Annotated in this window: 11 protein-coding genes and 1 pseudogene; 8 read left to right on the top strand and 4 right to left on the bottom strand. The window is 63.0% G+C overall.

Annotated elements, in window-relative coordinates; translation table 11 throughout:
* Positions 1–103: 103 nt before the first annotated feature.
* The gene (locus HMPREF1024_RS18130; protein ID WP_004191355.1) at positions 104–2413 is read right to left on the bottom strand and encodes a molybdopterin-dependent oxidoreductase; all 2310 of its coding nucleotides are present in this window, start codon (positions 2411–2413) and stop codon (positions 104–106) included.
* A 408-nt stretch (positions 2414–2821) separates the two neighbouring features.
* On the opposite strand from HMPREF1024_RS18130, the gene HMPREF1024_RS18135 reads away from it, so the two are divergent.
* The 5 genes from HMPREF1024_RS18135 to HMPREF1024_RS18155 are packed head-to-tail and all read left to right on the top strand — an operon-like array spanning position 2822 to position 8289.
* The gene (locus tag HMPREF1024_RS18135; protein ID WP_002894353.1) at positions 2822–3802 is read left to right on the top strand and encodes a sugar ABC transporter substrate-binding protein; all 981 of its coding nucleotides are present in this window, start codon (positions 2822–2824) and stop codon (positions 3800–3802) included.
* Between the two features lie 44 nt (positions 3803–3846).
* Positions 3847–5349 (top strand): sugar ABC transporter ATP-binding protein, encoded by a 1503-nt coding sequence (locus tag HMPREF1024_RS18140; RefSeq protein ID WP_020802199.1) that lies wholly within the window; start codon positions 3847–3849, stop codon positions 5347–5349.
* Positions 5346–6335, top strand: coding sequence for an ABC transporter permease (locus HMPREF1024_RS18145; RefSeq protein ID WP_004147555.1), 990 nt, complete (start codon positions 5346–5348; stop codon positions 6333–6335). The genes HMPREF1024_RS18140 and HMPREF1024_RS18145 overlap by 4 nt, the downstream gene beginning before the upstream one ends.
* A complete protein-coding gene (locus HMPREF1024_RS18150) occupies positions 6332–7336 on the top strand; it encodes an ABC transporter permease (RefSeq protein WP_004191361.1) in 1005 nt (334 codons plus the stop codon). The genes HMPREF1024_RS18145 and HMPREF1024_RS18150 overlap by 4 nt, the downstream gene beginning before the upstream one ends.
* Positions 7337–7347: 11 nt before the next feature.
* On the top strand, positions 7348–8289 hold the full coding sequence (locus HMPREF1024_RS18155; protein ID WP_004147553.1) for a carbohydrate kinase family protein: 942 nt from the start codon (positions 7348–7350) through the stop codon (positions 8287–8289).
* Positions 8290–8331: 42 nt separating this feature from the next.
* On the opposite strand, the gene HMPREF1024_RS18160 is transcribed toward HMPREF1024_RS18155, so the two are convergent.
* The 3 genes and pseudogenes from HMPREF1024_RS18160 to HMPREF1024_RS18165 all read right to left on the bottom strand — a co-directional run bounded on the left by HMPREF1024_RS18160 (position 8332) and on the right by HMPREF1024_RS18165 (position 11473).
* The gene (locus tag HMPREF1024_RS18160; RefSeq protein ID WP_002894255.1) at positions 8332–9360 is read right to left on the bottom strand and encodes a 2-hydroxyacid dehydrogenase; all 1029 of its coding nucleotides are present in this window, start codon (positions 9358–9360) and stop codon (positions 8332–8334) included.
* A pseudogene (locus HMPREF1024_RS0126065) lies at positions 9357–10852 on the bottom strand (FGGY-family carbohydrate kinase). Before HMPREF1024_RS0126065 ends, HMPREF1024_RS18160 begins: the two are co-directional and overlap by 4 nt.
* A gap of 12 nt (positions 10853–10864) precedes the next feature.
* Positions 10865–11473, bottom strand: a complete 609-nt coding sequence (locus tag HMPREF1024_RS18165; protein WP_002894164.1) for a methylthioribulose 1-phosphate dehydratase — start codon at positions 11471–11473, stop codon at positions 10865–10867.
* A 451-nt stretch (positions 11474–11924) separates the two neighbouring features.
* Here HMPREF1024_RS18165 and codB point away from each other — a divergent pair, with 451 nt between their 5' ends.
* Genes codB through codA form a run of 3 tightly spaced genes read left to right on the top strand, consistent with a single transcriptional unit; the run spans position 11925 to position 15654 of the window.
* A complete protein-coding gene (codB, locus tag HMPREF1024_RS18170; protein ID WP_002894162.1) occupies positions 11925–13187 on the top strand; it encodes a cytosine permease in 1263 nt (420 codons plus the stop codon).
* Positions 13184–14419 carry a PucR family transcriptional regulator ligand-binding domain-containing protein gene (locus tag HMPREF1024_RS18175; RefSeq protein WP_002894159.1) on the top strand — a complete coding sequence of 412 codons (1236 nt, stop codon included), beginning with the start codon at positions 13184–13186 and terminating at the stop codon, positions 14417–14419. Before codB ends, HMPREF1024_RS18175 begins: the two co-directional genes overlap by 4 nt.
* Positions 14416–15654, top strand: a complete 1239-nt coding sequence (gene codA / locus HMPREF1024_RS18180; RefSeq protein WP_009308170.1) for a cytosine deaminase — start codon at positions 14416–14418, stop codon at positions 15652–15654. Before HMPREF1024_RS18175 ends, codA begins: the two co-directional genes overlap by 4 nt.
* Positions 15655–15717: the final 63 nt, after the last annotated feature.

The raw sequence follows: 15717 nt of genomic DNA, 5'->3' as shown, positions 1-15717 counted from the left end.
AAACTGTCGTCAGTCTAAAACCGCCAGGCGCGGGCTTTGCCGGAGGCGGCGCATACCGCGCCTTCTCCGGGCTACCCGCCCCGCCGCCGGCGAGCGACAACGCCTAAACTTCAATAAACTTCGGCGGATCAAAGGCGGTGATCGGCGGCAGCTCCTCTCGCCACGGGGCGATCTCCACCCAGCAGCTCTGGGCGCTACAGCCCTGTCCCAGGCGCGAACTGCCGCGATCCTCGGTTAATACGTTGGGATTACCGTGCTTATCGAGCGACCGTTCTTCCTTCGGATCCAGCGGGTCATACCAGGCGCCGGTGGACATCTGTACCACGCCGGGCAAAATCTGCTCGCTCAGGTGCACCCCCGCCAGAATCGCCCCGCGGTCGTTATAGACTTTCACCACGCTGCCTTCGCGGATATCCCTTCCCTGCGCATCGCTCGGATGCATCCACAGCGGCTCGCGTCCCTGAACTTTCGTCGCCCGGCTGACGCTGCCGTGGTCGTACTGACTGTGCAGGCGGGCGCGCGGCTGGCTGGAGAGCAGATGAAGCGGCCAGCGCGCCGCCTCCTGCCGCTGGCGGGCGGCCTCCTGTTCATCCCACCACGGATGGCCAGGGCATTCGCGATAGCCAAACCCGGCGACGGTGGCGGAAAAGAGTTCAATTTTGCCGGAGGGCGTGGAAAGCGGATAGCGCTGCGGATCGGCGCGAAAATCGGCGAGAAAAATTTGCGGCCGCTCCGGCGCGCTGTATTCCAGCACCCCTTGCTGCCAGAAGTCATCGAACGAGGGCAGCGCAATACCCTCCTCCTGCGCCCGCGGTCTTGACTCCTCATAGAGATGACGCAGCCACTGCCCGGCGTCCCGCCCTTCGCTGAACGCTTCTCCGAATCCAAGCCGATCGGCGAGATCGCAGAAAATAGCGTAATCGTCACGCGCCTCGCCCACCGGCGGGATCTGCGCGCTCATGGCGATCATAAACCCGTCGTGACCGCCGCTGCCGATATCCTCTCGCTCCAGCGAGGTGGTGGCCGGCAGAACGATATCGGAGAATTTGGCCTGCGCGGTCCAGTACTGCTCATGCACCACCACCGTCTCCGGGCGGCGCCAGGCCTCGCACAGTCGGTTGATGTCCTGATGATGATGAAACGCATTGCCTCCCGCCCAGTAAACCAGACGGATATCGGGATAGCGCCGCTGCTGACCGTCGAACTCATAGGTTTCTCCCGGGTGCAGCAGCATATCGGACAGCCGCGCCACCGGGATAACGCTGTCCACCGCATTCTCTCCGGCGGGTAAGCGCGGGCCGGAAAACGCTTTTCGCACCGCGCCCGCCAGGTTGGTGCAGGCGTAGCCAAACCCGAGGCCGCCGCCCGGGGTGCCGAGCTGTCCCAGCAGCGCGGTCAGGGCCACCGTCGCCCAGTAGGCCTGCTCCCCTTGACGGGCGCGCTGGATAGACCAGGAGATATTCACCATCGTCCGGTGGCGGGCCATCTCCCGCGCCAGGTCGGCGATGCGCTGGGCGTCCAGGCCGGTAATCGCCGCCGCCCACGCCGGGGTTTTCGCTACGCCATCGTGCTCGCCCAACAGATAAGCGCAGTAAGGGGCAAACCCGACGGTATGGCTGGCAACAAACGCCTGGTCGTAGAGAGACTCAGCGATCAGCACATAGCTCAGGGCCAGCAGCAGTGCGGTATCGGTACCCGGCTGAATGGCCAGCCACTCGGCGTCGGGCACCGCGCTGAGGTCATTGCGCACCGGACTGATATTGATAAACCGGGTGCCGTTGGCCTGCATCTTATCCAGCCAGTACTGGAGCATATGGTCATTGGCGCCGCCGCCGTTGACCTGGGCATTGCGCAGCGGCAGTCCGCCGATGGCGACAAACAGCTGACACTCCCGGGCCAGCTCGGAAAAATGGGTATGCTGCCGGTGCAGCGGGCTCAGCGGCCCGAGAATATGCGGCAGAATACGCTCGCCCGCGGCGCTGCTATAGGTATTGGTGCTGGCGGTGTACCCGCCAAAGCCCTTGAGAAACCGGTGCAGCTGGCTCTGCGCATGGTGAAAGCGTCCAGCGCTGGCCCAGCCGTAGGAGCCGCCGTAGATCGCCTCATTGCCGCAGCGCGCCTTGACCGAGCGCAGCTCGCGCGCCAGCAGGTCCAGGGCCACCTCCCAGCTGACTTCGACAAAGGGCTCTTTACCTCGCCCTTCTCGTGACGCCGGCCCGTGCTGGAGATAGCCGGCGCGCACCGCCGGACGGCGAATGCGCGTTTGGCTGGTCACCGCGTCGGGGAGCGACTGGCCGATGCGTGAGGGATTTTTATCCCAGGGCACCGGCTTAACCGCCACGATCTCGCCCTCACGGCTCTCCACCTGCCAGGTTCCCCAGTGCATCACCGTATAATTATGCTGTTTCTTCATAGCGCCCGCGTTCTTCTCAGCTTAAGGTTCATTACAATAAAGCGGGGAAATAGGGTAATAATCCTTACCCGGCCAGACATTGCTCTGCTAAAAAAAGCTTTAGCCCGCGCAATCTTCTTTTTTTCTCTGTAGACGCCGTATTTCCCATGCACTCACAATATTAAGAAAATTGTCTTTATCCGCTAAATAAACACGGAATAAGTCAAAAATAAAACCACAAAATAAAAAGGTCTATCCGCCATCATGAAATATTTTCAGGTTCCTCATGACAAAATAAACTTTTTCTCTGACGTTTCTGCGATATAACATTCCTGGCATAACTTAGACTTATTTTGTATTTGAGGTGGCGAGGTGCTTCTTGTCATGCTACCGGTCCGCAACCACCTTCATCACAGGATCATAATAACAATGTCGCAGAAAAGAAAATTATTGCCTGCCGCGCTGGGACTGCTTTCCCTTGCCTCGCTGAGCGTCGCTGCCGCAGACGCCCTCTCCTTACAGGGAAAAACCATTGGCGTTGCCGTGGTCGGCACTCAGCATTTCTGGGATCGCGAGGCCTTTAAAGGCGCGACAGAGGAGGTGGAGAAGCTGGGGGGCAAAGTCATTGGCGTCGATGGCGGCCGCGATAATCAGGTGCATGCCAATAACCACGATATTTTACTGTCACGCAAGGTGGACGCGGTAATTAGTATTCTCGGCGATAGCGCCGTTGAACCAAAATTTAAAGCATTGCGTGATGCCGGTATCCCGGTATTTACCGTAGATCATGTTTCTCAATATTCGGTCAACAATACTACTTCCGATAACTACACCTTAGGCTCAACCATCGGCCGCTACATGGCGGATGAATTAGGCGGCAAAGGCAACGTCGCCGTATTTAACGCCTTCTCCAGTGCGCTGCGTATTTGCGGAATTCGCTACGATCAGTGGAAATATGTCCTTAAGGATTATCCGGATATTCATATTATCCAGCCCGAGCTCGCGGAACAGTTCGCCAACTCGCCGGAAGACGCGCGCAAGAAAACCCTCGAATTACTCAGCCAGTATCCGAAAGGCAAACTGGACGCCATCCATGTCGCCTGCTGGGATCAACCGGCCATCGGCATCGTCCAGGCGCTGGAAGAGACCGGTCGCGATAAAGACGTGAAAGTGACGGCCATCGACGCCGGTCCGGAGACCCTGGAGATCATGGCGGAGCCCGGCAGCCCGTTCGTGGCTAACGTCGCGCAGCAGCCGCATCTGATCGGCCAGACCTCGGCTGACAACGTGGCCCGCTACTTTGCCGGCCAGAAACTACCGGTGCAAACCTTTATTCCGGTGGTTCCGGTGAAAGGTCCGCAGGAAGCGAAAGCGGTGTATAAACAGTTGGGATACGGCGAGCTGCAGTGATTAATCAACATCCTGGCGGGGAACGCCCCGCCGCTGGTCTGGTCATGGAGCAGATCGGTAAACGTTTTGCCAGCGTCACCGCGCTTAATGCGGTTACCCTGCGCCTCAATCAGGGGGAGATTCATGGCCTGATTGGCGAGAACGGCGCCGGTAAATCGACGCTGATCAAGATCCTCGCCGGTGTCTATCAGGCCGACAGTGGCAGCGCCACCCTCGACGGTCACCCGCTGCCCCTTGGCAATCCGGCAGCCATCGAAGCCGCCGGCATCCGCGTTATCCACCAGGAACTGAACCTGATCCCGCACTTTACCGTCGCGGAATCGGTGTTTCTGGGCCAGGAGTATCGCACCCGCTGGGGGGCGCTGGATCGCCGACGGATGAAGGCCGCTACGGCGCAATTTTTCCAGCAAAACTGGCAGCTGGCGATCGACCCCGAACGGCTGGTGCGCGACCTGAGCCTGGCCGAGCGCAAGCTGGTACAAATTGCCCGCGCGCTGATCGACGGCGCAGCGCGGCTGGTAGTGTTCGACGAACCCACCGCCCCCCTGGAGGCGCAGGAGGCCAGTCTGGTCTCCTCCGCCATCCTGCGCCTGCGCGACCAGGGCATTGCCATTCTGTATATTTCCCACTACCTCAATGAGATAGCCACCCTCTGCGACCGCGGCACCGTGCTGCGCAACGGGGAAGTGGTCGGTTACCCGGACCGCGACCTGCTGCAGAATACCGAGGCGCTGATCGCCATGATGGTCGGCCGGGAAATCGACCAGCTGTATACTCCGCGCCAGCGCCCGGCGGCAGACAATGGGGCCACCCCGCTGCTCTCGGTGCGCCAGCTGAGCGACGGGCGGCAGCTGCAGGATCTCTCTTTTGATATTCAGCCGGGCGAAATCGTCGGCGTCGCCGGCCTGCTGGGCGCCGGACGCGATGTGCTGGTCGACTTACTCTACGGCTTACGCCCGGCGGAACGCGGCACCATCCACCTCGAGGGCCGGCCGCGGCGCATTCGTACGCCAAAGCAGGCGATCCGCGCCGGCATGGCGCTGGTGCCGCGCGACCGCCGCCATCAGGGGCTGATCCTGCCCTTCACCACCGCCGACAATATTAATCTCGCCTCGCTGCCGGAGACCGCCACCTTTGGCTGGGAGCGGCGGGGTCTCGCCGAGCAGAAAGCGCGCGACTGGATAGAACAGCTGGCGATCCGCCCGGGACGCCCGGGGCTGCCGGTACGCTACATGAGCGGCGGTAATCAGCAAAAAGCGATCCTCGCCCGCTGGCTGGGGACCGATGCCCGGCTGTTTATTCTCGATGAACCCACCCTGGGGGTCGATATCGGCGCCCGCCGGGATATTTATCAACGTACGCGCCAGCTGGCCGATCAAGGACGGGCGGTGCTGGTCTCCTCCAGCGACGCCCCCGAACTGCTCGGACTATGCGACCGGATCCTGGTCCTCTGGCGCGGCGCGCTGGCGGCCAATCTGCCCACCCGCGGGCTAACGCTGGACGCTCTGCTGGTGGCGATCAACGGCGGACAGGAGCCTTCACCATGAGTACTGCTATCCAGCGTCGCGGCCGTCCGGGCCTGGCGACGCTGATTGAAAAATTTCCCCTGATCCTGTTTCTGGCGCTGCTGGTATGGCTGAGCGTACAGTCGCCCTACTTTCTCAGCTGGCAAAATATCAGCCTGATGCTGGTCCAGAGCGTTCCGCTGGCAATCCTTTGTTTCGGCCTGGTCTGCGTTATCGCCGTGGGCGGGGATGACGTGGTCTCCGGCGGCATCGACCTCTCCCTGCCGGCGACGGCGGTGCTCGGCGTCGCGCTGCTCAGCCTCGGGCTGGCCGAATGGCACACGCCGTATCTCCTGCTGCTGGCGCTGCTGGCGGCGGTTTGCCTGCTGTGCGGGGCGATCAACGGCTTGCTGGTGCTGGCGGCCGGCCTGCCGCCGCTGCTGGCCACCCTCTCGACCTCGGTGGCGTTTACCGGTCTGACAGATCTGTTGACCGGCCAGCGGCGCATCGCGGTCAGCGATCCGCTGATGGTCGCCTTTCGCGACAACAGCGTGCTGGGCCTGCCCTGGCCGCTGGTCTACCTGCTGGGGGTGTTTATCCTGTTCCAGTTCCTGCTCCACCACTCCCGCTTCGGCCAGCATGTGCAGGCGGTGGGCGGCAACCGCGATATGGCGCAGATGAGCGGCCTGAACGTGCGCCGCTTGACCCTGCTGGTCTGGCTGTTAGCGGGCATTGCCGCCGGGCTGGCTATTCTGCCGCTGCTCAGCCAGGGCTCCGGCAGCTCCAGCGGGACGGCCACGCCGCTGCTGCTGGAGACCGTGCTGGCGACCTTTATCGGCGCCGCCTTCTCGCGCCGTCGGGTGGTCACCATCTGGGGGGCGCTGCTGGGGGCAATCCTGGTCAACGCCCTCTCTAACGGGCTCGGCCTGCTGGGGGTCAATATCTTCTGGATGGGCGCCATTAAAGGCGGCCTGATCCTGGTGGTGCTGGCGGCCTCGGCGGTCAGACACAAAGGAGGCGAGGCATGAGTCAAATCACCCTGAAAACCTCTGCGTCTGCGGAACAGACGGCCAGCAGCCCGCTGGCCTGGCTGTCGCGGGCCGGATTTGGCGTCATCACCCTGCTGGCCATCGCCCTGTTTGGCTGGGCGAATCCGGTATTTTTAACCGTGGATAACTGGGCCAACCTGCTGCAGGGCAGCGCGATCCTGCTGATTGTGGCGATGGCGATGACCCTGATCGTCAGCGCCGGGGCGATTGATCTGTCGGTGGGCGTCGCGCTCGATTTCGGCGCCGCCTTCGCCCTCGTCGCCCTGAAAACCTGGCATCTGCCGTGGCAGGCCGCGGTGGGCTGCGCCCTGCTTGGCGGGGTGCTGATTGGCCTGCTCAATGCCTTTCTGATCCTCATCTGCCGGATCCGTCCTTTCCTCGCCACGCTCGGCACCTGGTTTATCGCCAGCAGCGCCGAGCGCATCTATACCGACGGCGGCGGCGCGATAGCCTATCGGCGGATGGCTCCGGAGTATCACGACCTGGCGGTGGGCAACCTTGGCGGGATCCCCACGCCGGTAGCGATCGTGCTAGCGCTGTGGCTGGCGGCCTGGCTGGTTACCGAGCGCACCCTGTGGGGCAAATATGTCCGCGCCATCGGTCAGAACAGCGAAGCGGCGCGTATCGCCGGGATCCGCGATCGCCTGACCATGCTCGGCGTGCTGGTGGCCGCCTCGGCGCTCTGCGCCGTCGGCGGGGTGATCCTCTCCGCCAACCTGCGGCAGTTTACCCCGCTGGCCGGGCAGTCTTACCTAATGGACGCCATTGCGGCAGTATTTATCGGCACTGCCTTTACCCGTCTGGGCCGGGTCAGCATCCTCGGCACCCTCGGCGGCGTGCTGTTCCTTGCCATTATTGATAACGGCCTGAACCTGATGGGGCTCAATTATCTGGTGAAGGACGCGCTGGTCGGCGTGATTCTGGTGGTGGCCCTCGCCCTATCCTTCTGGCAGGCGCGCCTGCGCCAAACGCATCGCTAAACGGGAGAACGATGGCAACCTTTGACGCCGTATTTGTCGGCCTGACTATTCTGGATATCGCCGGGCGCCCGGTGGTGGCGATCCCGCCGCGCGGCGGCGTCGCCTTTATTGAGCAAATTCGTCTCAACCCCGCCGGCACCGCCGCCGGGGCTAATATCAACGCCGCGAAGCTCGGGATCCGCACCGCAGCGGTGGCCTGCCTGGGCGAAGATGAAAAGGCCGACTTTATCCTCGCCAGCTATGCCCGGCTGGGCATCGACTGCTCGCTTATCCAGCGCACCGCGCTGAAGGAGACCTCGGCGACGATCCTGCCGATTCGCCCCAACGGCGAACGTCCGGCCCTGCACTGCCGGGGCGCGTCTGACGCCCTGTTTGTCAGTGAAGCGGAATTTGACGCCGTCCTTGACTGTCGTTTCCTGCATCACGGCGGGACCGGGCTGCTGGCGGCAATGGACCAGGGACAGAGCGCGCGGCTGTTGCAGGCGGCCAAAGCGCGCGGAGTCACCACCAGCTTTGACCTTATCGCCCCGAATGAAGAGACCCTCGAACTACTGCGGCCCCTGTTGCCGTCGGTGGATTATTTCATGCCTTCGCTGGAGGAAGCCGCCTTTCTCTCCGGAGAGACGCAGCCGGAGGCCATCGGCCGCTTCTTCCTGGCGCTCGGCGTGGGCACCTGCATTCTGAAAGACGGCGAGAACGGCTCCTGGCTTATCGGCCGCGATGGCGGGCCGCAGCATATTGCGCCGTGGCCGGTCGAGGCGGTGGATACCACCGGCTGCGGCGACAGCTACTGCGGCGGGTTTATTGCCGCACTGGCGCGCGGACTCAGCGTGAAAGCAGCGTGTGACGTCGCCTCGGCGGTGGCCGCGCTGGTGGCGACCGGGATGGGATCGGATGCCGGGGTAGTGGACTGGGAACAGACCCAGGCTTTTATGGCGGCCCATCGCCCCTGACGATGGACCCGCGCCGCTGCAGAACGCGGCGGCGCAAGCGGCTTAACGCCACTGGTACAGCAGCGGCTCCCCGGCGACATAGCGCTGAAGATCGGCGGCAATCATCGCCGTGTGTTTGGCGATACTCTCCCGGGTGGCTCCGGCGATATGCGGCGTGATAATCACGTTATCGAACTCGATGACAAAAGGATGATCGCGCCACAGCGGTTCGCGGTGATAGACATCCAGCGCCGCGCCGCCCAGCGGGCCGTGGCGCAGGGCATCAATCAGCGCTGCCTCGTCGACCACCGCCGCGCGAGAGGTATTGATCAGCAGCGCGCCGGGCTTCATGCTGTTTAACAGCGCGGCATTCACCAGCCCGTCGCTGTGCGGCCCGCTGCTCAGGTGCAGGCTGACGATATCCGCCTCGCGGAACAGCGCCTCCAGGGTCGTTTTCTGTAGCCCTGGCTCATTGATATCCTCTGCGGCGACGAACGGATCCACCACCAACACCGCCATGCCGAACGCCCGGGCGATACGCGCCACCCGGCGGCCAATGTTGCCATACCCCACCAGCCCCAGCGTTTTATTGCGCAGTTCACTGCCTTTAAACACTTCATAGGGGCTTTCCGGGCTCACGTCCCAGACCACATCCCGCCGCAGACCCTGCTGGGTGGCGGCGGCGGCATTGTCAGCCTGCGTGAATTCCCCCCGCTTCAGCGCCGCATGGGATTGCGGAATATGGCGCGCCAGGCTGAGCATCAGGCCAAGCGTCAGCTCCGCGGCGGCATCGGCATTGCGCCCCGGGGTGTAGAGCACCCGGATGCCGCGCGCCTGGGCGGCCTGGGTATCAATATTCACCGGATTCGCGCGGGTGCAGGCGATCACCTGCAGGCGCGGACAGGCGGCCATCACCGCGTCCGTCACCTCATCATAGCTGGTCACCAGCACCTCGGCGTCGTGGGCCAGCTCAATCAGCTGACCGGCGCTGAGTTTCGGTTTGCCCAGCGCCCACCCCTCCACCAGCAGCTCGCCCAGCTGGTGGAAGGCGCTAAGGTCGCCAGCATGCTCGGCGGTAAAAACGATTTTCATGGTTGTAGGTCCTGAGAAAGAGGTTGAAGGGCGGCCTGTCTGGCCTGCCATACCGGCAGCATCTGCTCGCGCAGCAGGCGGTAAACGGGATACAGCGCCGCGTAGCGGGCATGCGCCTGAGGGCGCGGCTGATAGCGGGTCTGCGCCAGCGGAGGCGTCTCGGCCAGCGCCGCGACGCTACGGGCCGCCAGGATCGCCGCGCCGCGCGCGCTCAGTTCGTTAAAGGCGCTGGAGACCACCGTGCGTCCGGTACAGTCGGCGATAATCTGCAGCCAGGTCGCCGAGGCTGCGCCGCCGCCGGTCAGATACAGCTCGCCGCCCTGCGGATAACCCTGCAGCGCATCGACAATGGCGAAGGCCAGTCCTTCAAACACCGCGCGCTGCAGTTCGGCGCGGGTGGTGTGCGGGCTAATGCCGAAAAAGCCGGCCCGCGCGTCCGGGCTGTAAAACGGCGCACGTTCGCCATTGAGGTACGGCTGCCAGAAGACGCCGCCGCTGCCTGGCTCCACCGCCGCGATCGCCTGCTCCAGGCGCCCCAGATCGGCGTCCAGCGAAATATGCTGCTGCAGCCAGTCAATGTTTGGCGTACCGGCCTGCATCGGAAACAGGGAGATCACCTGTCCGGCTTCGGTATGGGTGACAAAGCGCGTCGCCTCGTTCACCGTCTGCGGGCCGCGGCAGACGATCCCGGTGCAGCAGGTGGTGCCGAGGATCGTGTAGATATCCCCTTCGTTGACCGCGCCGCAGCCCAGCGCGGCGCTACAGACATCCAGCGCCCCGGCGGCCACCGGCGTCGCGGCGGGCAGCCCGGTCAGCGCCGCCACCGCGTCGCTCAGCGTGCCGGCCGGGGCATCCGGGGCCAGCAGCGGGGGAAACAGCGGCAGCAGTTCGTTCAGCCCCATCTCGTTCATCACCACCGAGGACCAGCTGCCGGTCTGCTGATTGAGTAACGAGCTGCTGGCGTCCGTCAGCTCCAGCGCCGCCACGCCGGTCAGGCGAAAGCGGATCCAGTCCTTGGCGAAAAAAAGATAGCGCGCGGCCGCCAGCCGCGCCGGCTGATACTGTTTCAGCCAGTACAGCTGCAGGCTGGTATTGCAGGGCTGCAGGTGGGTGCCGGTATCGGCGAAATAGCGGCGGTCGAAGCCGGGTCGGCGCAGCAGGTCGCTCATCAGCTCGTGGCTGCGGGTATCGCTCCACAGGATCCCCGGGCCACCGGTTCGCCCTGATCATCGCTGAGCCAGACCCCCTCCCCTTGCCCGGCGAGGCCGATAGCCCGCAGCCGCCCCGCCTGTAGCGCCGGATGGCGGGCAATGTGGCGCAGAATAGCCAGCACCGAATGCCACAGCTGGGTCATATCCTGTTCCGCGTAGCCATTGGCCGACAGGCGGGGTGAGGTATTTTCCGCGGCGCTGGCGCAGGCGGTGAAATGCTGATCAAACAGCACCGCTTTCACCCGCGAGGTGCCAATATCGATACCAAGATAAAAATCCATACCTGCTCCGGCTCAGGGCTCGTAGCGGCGGCGCATCAGCTCGCACTCGAACAGGAACTCCAGCCCCTCCAGTTGACGGCGGGCCTCCTGAATATCTTTCCCCCAGCAGGTCAGGCCGTGGCCGCGCAGCAGAAAGCCGTAGCGCAGCGGGCGCGTTTGCGCATAATCGGCAATCCGCGCCGCCAGGGCGTCAATATCCTGGTCATTATCGAAGATGGCGATCGGAACAGTATCGAGATGGCTATGCTGCCCGCTAAGGGTTTTCTGCATTTCATACCCCTGCAGCGCCAGCGTGTCGCTTTTTTCGATGCGCGACAGCACAGTGGCGTTGACGGTATGCACATGCAGCACCACGTTGGCTTCCGGGAACAGGCGATACACCAGGGTGTGCAGACCGGTCTCGGCCGACGGCTTCCGTCCGGAAGGCGCCTGGTTGGTGGCGATCTCAACCTGCAGAAAATCCTCGGTTGTCAGGCTGCCTTTGTCGCGGCCCGACTCGCTTAGCCAGCACCAGGTATCATCCTGACGCACCGACATATTGCCGCCGGTCGCCGGCGCCCAGCCTTTCGCGCCGATCCAATGACAGGTGGTGACCAGTTGCGCGAGTCTTTCTTGCCACATAGCAGTTCCTTAGGTTAGCGATGATTTATTTAGCCGTCTAAATGGCTATTTATCCGATACTAACACCGCTAACCGGAGGGGACAATATTTCAGGAAACACACACAAGACAAATGGTTATATCATAAAAGCATATTAAATAACCTTTATTCATAGTGATTTAACCAACCATTTTCAGTACACCACTATTCTCCACTACTCTCTGGCCAAAAACAGGCGGATCGTCCTGGCTAAAATTCTCCTCCGGCGCCAGGGATGCGCTCACCGCCCTCCTCTGCCCTGGACTGGTGCAAAACCTGGCAGGATGCACAGTAGAATGGCATTACCCCTCCGGGATCCTTCAATAACTGTGCATGTTGCACACCGCGCGCTATTCCCCGTGCCCGGTTTTTCCTGGCACATCTCTTGCTACTTCCGGCTATCACCGCCCATCTACCAGCCAGAGGTTCCAGGATGTCAAACAGCAATGATTTTCCCCTCGTCGAAGCGCCCGCCGCCGGACGCAAAGGCGTATTTTCCATCGCCATGGTGTTGTTCAGCTTTACCTTTTTCACCGGCACGATGTTCGCCGGCGGTAAACTCGGCGTCTCCTTTTCCATCGTCAATCTGCTGTGGATAGCCGTCATCGGCAACGCCTTGCTGGCCCTCTATGCCGCGTCGCTGGGCTGGATCGCCGCGCGCAGCGGCCTGAATACGGTGCTGATGGGCCGGTTCTGCTTCGGGGAGATTGGCAGCAAGCTGGCCGATTTTATTCTTGGCTTTGCCGAGCTGGGCTGGTACGCCTGGGGCACCGCCACGGTCGCTATCTCGTTGGTGAAGATCCTCGCTCTGCCCGAGGCGCTGACCCAGCCGTTGATGGTGCTGTTTGGTATTCTGTTCTGCGTCACCGCGCTGGTGGGCTACAAGGGGCTGGACGCGCTGTCGCGCCTGTCGGTGCCATTGATGTTTGTGCTGCTGATGGTCTCCATGTATCTGGCGCTGCACCACGCCGGCGGCTGGCAGGCGATGACCCGTATTGCGCCGAGCGACACCATGACCTGGTCGGCGGCCATCACCATGGTCTTCGGCACTTTCGCCAGCGGCGCCACCCAGGCGACAAACTGGACCCGGCTGGCCAACTCCAGCCGGACCGCCATTCTCGCCAGCATGGGCAGCTTCCTCATCGGCAACGGGCTGATGATCGTCGCCGGCGCCTGGTGCGCTATCGTCTATCAACAGGCCGATATCGTTGAAGTGCTGATCCTGCAGGGGCTATCGGTGGCCGCGGTGATCATGCTCTGTCTCAACCTGCTGACCATCCAGGGCCCCACCATCTATAACGTCTCCGCCGCAGCCTGCCATCTGCTGCGCAGCGAACGTCGCCGGACGCTGACCCTCGCCGCCGCCGGGGTGGGCATTGTGCTGGCCATTGGCGGGATGTACGAAATGCTGATCCCCTTCCTCGTGCTGCTGGGCAGTATTATTCCGCCCATCGGCGGGGTGATCCTCGCCGACTACTGGTTCGCCCGCGGCGGGCGCTATCCCCTGCTGCAGAACGCCCGCCTGCCGCGTTTTAACTGGCTGGGACTCGGCGCCTACGCCGCCGGCGCGGTGGTGGCCTATCTTTCACCGTGGATCGCGCCGCTGGTGGGGATCTCCGTTTCCGCGCTGGTCTATATCGCCCTGACTCTGCTAAGCAAACGCCAGCCTGCCGCCGTCGCGGAGCAGGAGCCATGAGCCTGACGGTCAGCGAACTGCTGGCCCTTGAGGGACTCTCCGCCCTGCGTCTGCGGGCGGGAAAGCAAGGGCTGCAGCGGGCCGTACGCTGGTACTACGTGGCGGAAAATGAACATATCGCCGAGTGGATCATGGGCGGCGAGCTGGTGTTTATCACCGGCATCAACCATCCCCGGGATGAAGCCAACCTGATCCAGTTGCTGATGGAGGGCAAACAGCGCGGCATCGCCGGGATGGTGATCCTCACCGGCGAGGCCTATATCCACGCCATTCCCGCCACGCTGATCGCCCTTGCCGACGAGCTGGGCATGCCGCTGATCGAGCAGCCCTACCTGCTGAAGATGGTGATTGTCACCGAGCGCATCGGCACCGCGCTGGTCCGCAGCGAAAACGTCCTGCAGTCGCAGCGCGACATTCTGATGCAGCTGGTCACCGGCGACTATCCGGACCTGCAGATGCTCCATCAGCGCGCCCTGCACCAGCAGCTCGATTTTACCCGTCCGCTGCGGCTGGCGGCGCTGCGTCTGGAGGGGTTGTCCCGCCTGTTTCGCCAGTTCCCGCCCGAGCAGGCCGAAGCCTGGCTGCTGCAGGCCCACCGCAGCGTGCGTCAGCAGCTGCAGCAGCAGCTCAACCAGCAGGGCAATTCCTTTCCGCTGCTGGAGCGCAGCAACATGTTCCTTTTCCTGCTGCCGGATGAGGAGGGGGAAGGCTTTCAGCAGAAAAAATGGCTACAGCAGTGGCTGCAGGCGCTGGCGGACGGAGAGGAGAGTTTGTCGCTGCTCTGCGGCCTCTCCGCGCCGGTCAGGCAGTTGCAGGGCTACCCGCGGGCGCTGTCGCAGGCGCGCCAGGCGCTGGATCTGTGCGATACCCTGCGGCCAACCCAGCGCATCAGCGACTATCAGCAGCTGGGGTTTATCAAACTGCTGTCCGCGGTCAGCGACCCGGCGCTGCTCAACGATTTTATGCACGACACCCTCGGCTGCCTGATCGAGCCGGGCCGTAAAGCGCCGTGGCTGCTGCTGGAGACCCTCGAGACGCTGCTGCAGGAGAACGGCAACGTGGTGCGGGCCGCCGACCGGCTGGGTCTCCATCGCAACACGTTGCATCAGCGCATCCAGCGCATTGAAAAACTGACCGGCTACCCGGTCAGCCACCCTCAGTTTCATCTCAACGCCTCGGTCGCGCTGGTGATCTGGCGTTTATCGCAAAACCATTTACAGGACCCACCATGAAAATTATTAACGCTCGCCTGCGCCGCCAGGAGGCGCTGTTTACCCTTGACCTGCAGGACGGGATGATTCACCGCATCACCGCCCAGGCCGCGATGCAGACTGCCGACGCCGGGGATATCGACGCCCGGGGCCGGCTGGCGATCCCGCCCTTCGTCGAGCCGCATATCCATCTTGACGCCACCCTCACCGCGGGCGAGCCGGAGTGGAACCGCAGCGGCACCCTGTTTGAAGGCATCACCCGCTGGAGCCAGCGCAAAGCGAGTATTACCCCGGAGGACACCCGTCAGCGAGCGCTGAAAACCATCGGCATGCTGCGCGATTTCGGCGTCCAGCACGTCCGCACCCATGTGGATGTCACCGACCCGTCGCTGGCGGCCCTGCAGGCGCTGCTGGCGGTGAAACAAGAGGCCGCCGATCTCATCGATCTGCAGATTGTCGCCTTTCCGCAGGAGGGAATCGAATCGTATCCCAACGGCCGAGAGCTGATGACGCGCGCCATCGAGATGGGCGCCGACGTGGTGGGCGGCATTCCGCACTATGAGAACACCCGCGACAAAGGGGTCAGCTCGGTGATGTTTTTGATGGACCTCGCCCAGCGTTACGGCCGCCTGGTGGATGTCCACTGCGATGAAATCGACGATCCGCAGTCGCGTTTCCTCGAAGTGCTGGCGGAAGAGGCGCGGGTGCGCGGCATGGGGGCGCAGGTCACCGCCAGCCACACCTGCGCGATGGGCTCTTATGATAACGCCTACTGCTCAAAGCTGTTTCGCCTGCTGAAAGCCTCAGGCATCAACTTCATCTCCTGCCCGACCGAAAGCATTCATCTGCAGGGCCGGTTTGACAGCTGGCCGAAACGGCGCGGCGTCACCCGGGTGGCGGAGCTGGATCGCGCCGGCATCAATGTCTGCTTTGCCCAGGACTCGATTCAGGATCCGTGGTACCCGCTGGGGAACGGCAATATCCTGCGCATTCTGGATGCCGGACTGCACATCTGCCATATGCTCGGCTATGACGATCTGCAGCGCTGTCTCGACTTTGTCACCGACAACAGCGCCCGGGCGCTGTGTCTGGGCGATAACTACGGCCTCGCCGAAGGCCGCCCGGCGAACCTGCTGATCCTCGATGCGGAAAACGACTACGAGGCCGTCCGTCGTCAGGCACGGGTGCTGACCTCCATTCGCCACGGCAAGGTGATTTTGCAGCGTGAGGTGGAGCACATCCGCTACCCGGCATAGGGCGCAAGGCGCTGCGCGACGACGCCTTTCTGTGATACCTTTTCAGGCAGTGTGCGTGACCGA

This window comes from Klebsiella sp. 4_1_44FAA (assembly GCF_000238715.1).
GTDB lineage: Bacteria > Pseudomonadota > Gammaproteobacteria > Enterobacterales > Enterobacteriaceae > Klebsiella > Klebsiella pneumoniae.
The sequence above is the reverse complement of the archived record's forward strand: the minus strand, read 5'-3'. Positions and strand labels throughout refer to the sequence as shown.

What these genes read in the sequence shown, in the direction of transcription:
- HMPREF1024_RS18165 (WP_002894164.1), bottom strand. Translation starts at nt 11,473, where the DNA reads ATGTGGCAAGAAAGACTCGCGCAACTGGTCACCACCTGTCATTGGATC.
- HMPREF1024_RS18150 (WP_004191361.1), top strand. Translation starts at nt 6,332, where the DNA reads ATGAGTCAAATCACCCTGAAAACCTCTGCGTCTGCGGAACAGACGGCC.
- HMPREF1024_RS18140 (WP_020802199.1), top strand. Translation starts at nt 3,847, where the DNA reads ATGGAGCAGATCGGTAAACGTTTTGCCAGCGTCACCGCGCTTAATGCG.
- HMPREF1024_RS18135 (WP_002894353.1), top strand. Translation starts at nt 2,822, where the DNA reads ATGTCGCAGAAAAGAAAATTATTGCCTGCCGCGCTGGGACTGCTTTCC.
- HMPREF1024_RS18175 (WP_002894159.1), top strand. Translation starts at nt 13,184, where the DNA reads ATGAGCCTGACGGTCAGCGAACTGCTGGCCCTTGAGGGACTCTCCGCC.
- HMPREF1024_RS18145 (WP_004147555.1), top strand. Translation starts at nt 5,346, where the DNA reads ATGAGTACTGCTATCCAGCGTCGCGGCCGTCCGGGCCTGGCGACGCTG.
- HMPREF1024_RS18160 (WP_002894255.1), bottom strand. Translation starts at nt 9,360, where the DNA reads ATGAAAATCGTTTTTACCGCCGAGCATGCTGGCGACCTTAGCGCCTTC.
- codA (WP_009308170.1), top strand. Translation starts at nt 14,416, where the DNA reads ATGAAAATTATTAACGCTCGCCTGCGCCGCCAGGAGGCGCTGTTTACC.
- HMPREF1024_RS18130 (WP_004191355.1), bottom strand. Translation starts at nt 2,413, where the DNA reads ATGAAGAAACAGCATAATTATACGGTGATGCACTGGGGAACCTGGCAG.
- codB (WP_002894162.1), top strand. Translation starts at nt 11,925, where the DNA reads ATGTCAAACAGCAATGATTTTCCCCTCGTCGAAGCGCCCGCCGCCGGA.
- HMPREF1024_RS18155 (WP_004147553.1), top strand. Translation starts at nt 7,348, where the DNA reads ATGGCAACCTTTGACGCCGTATTTGTCGGCCTGACTATTCTGGATATC.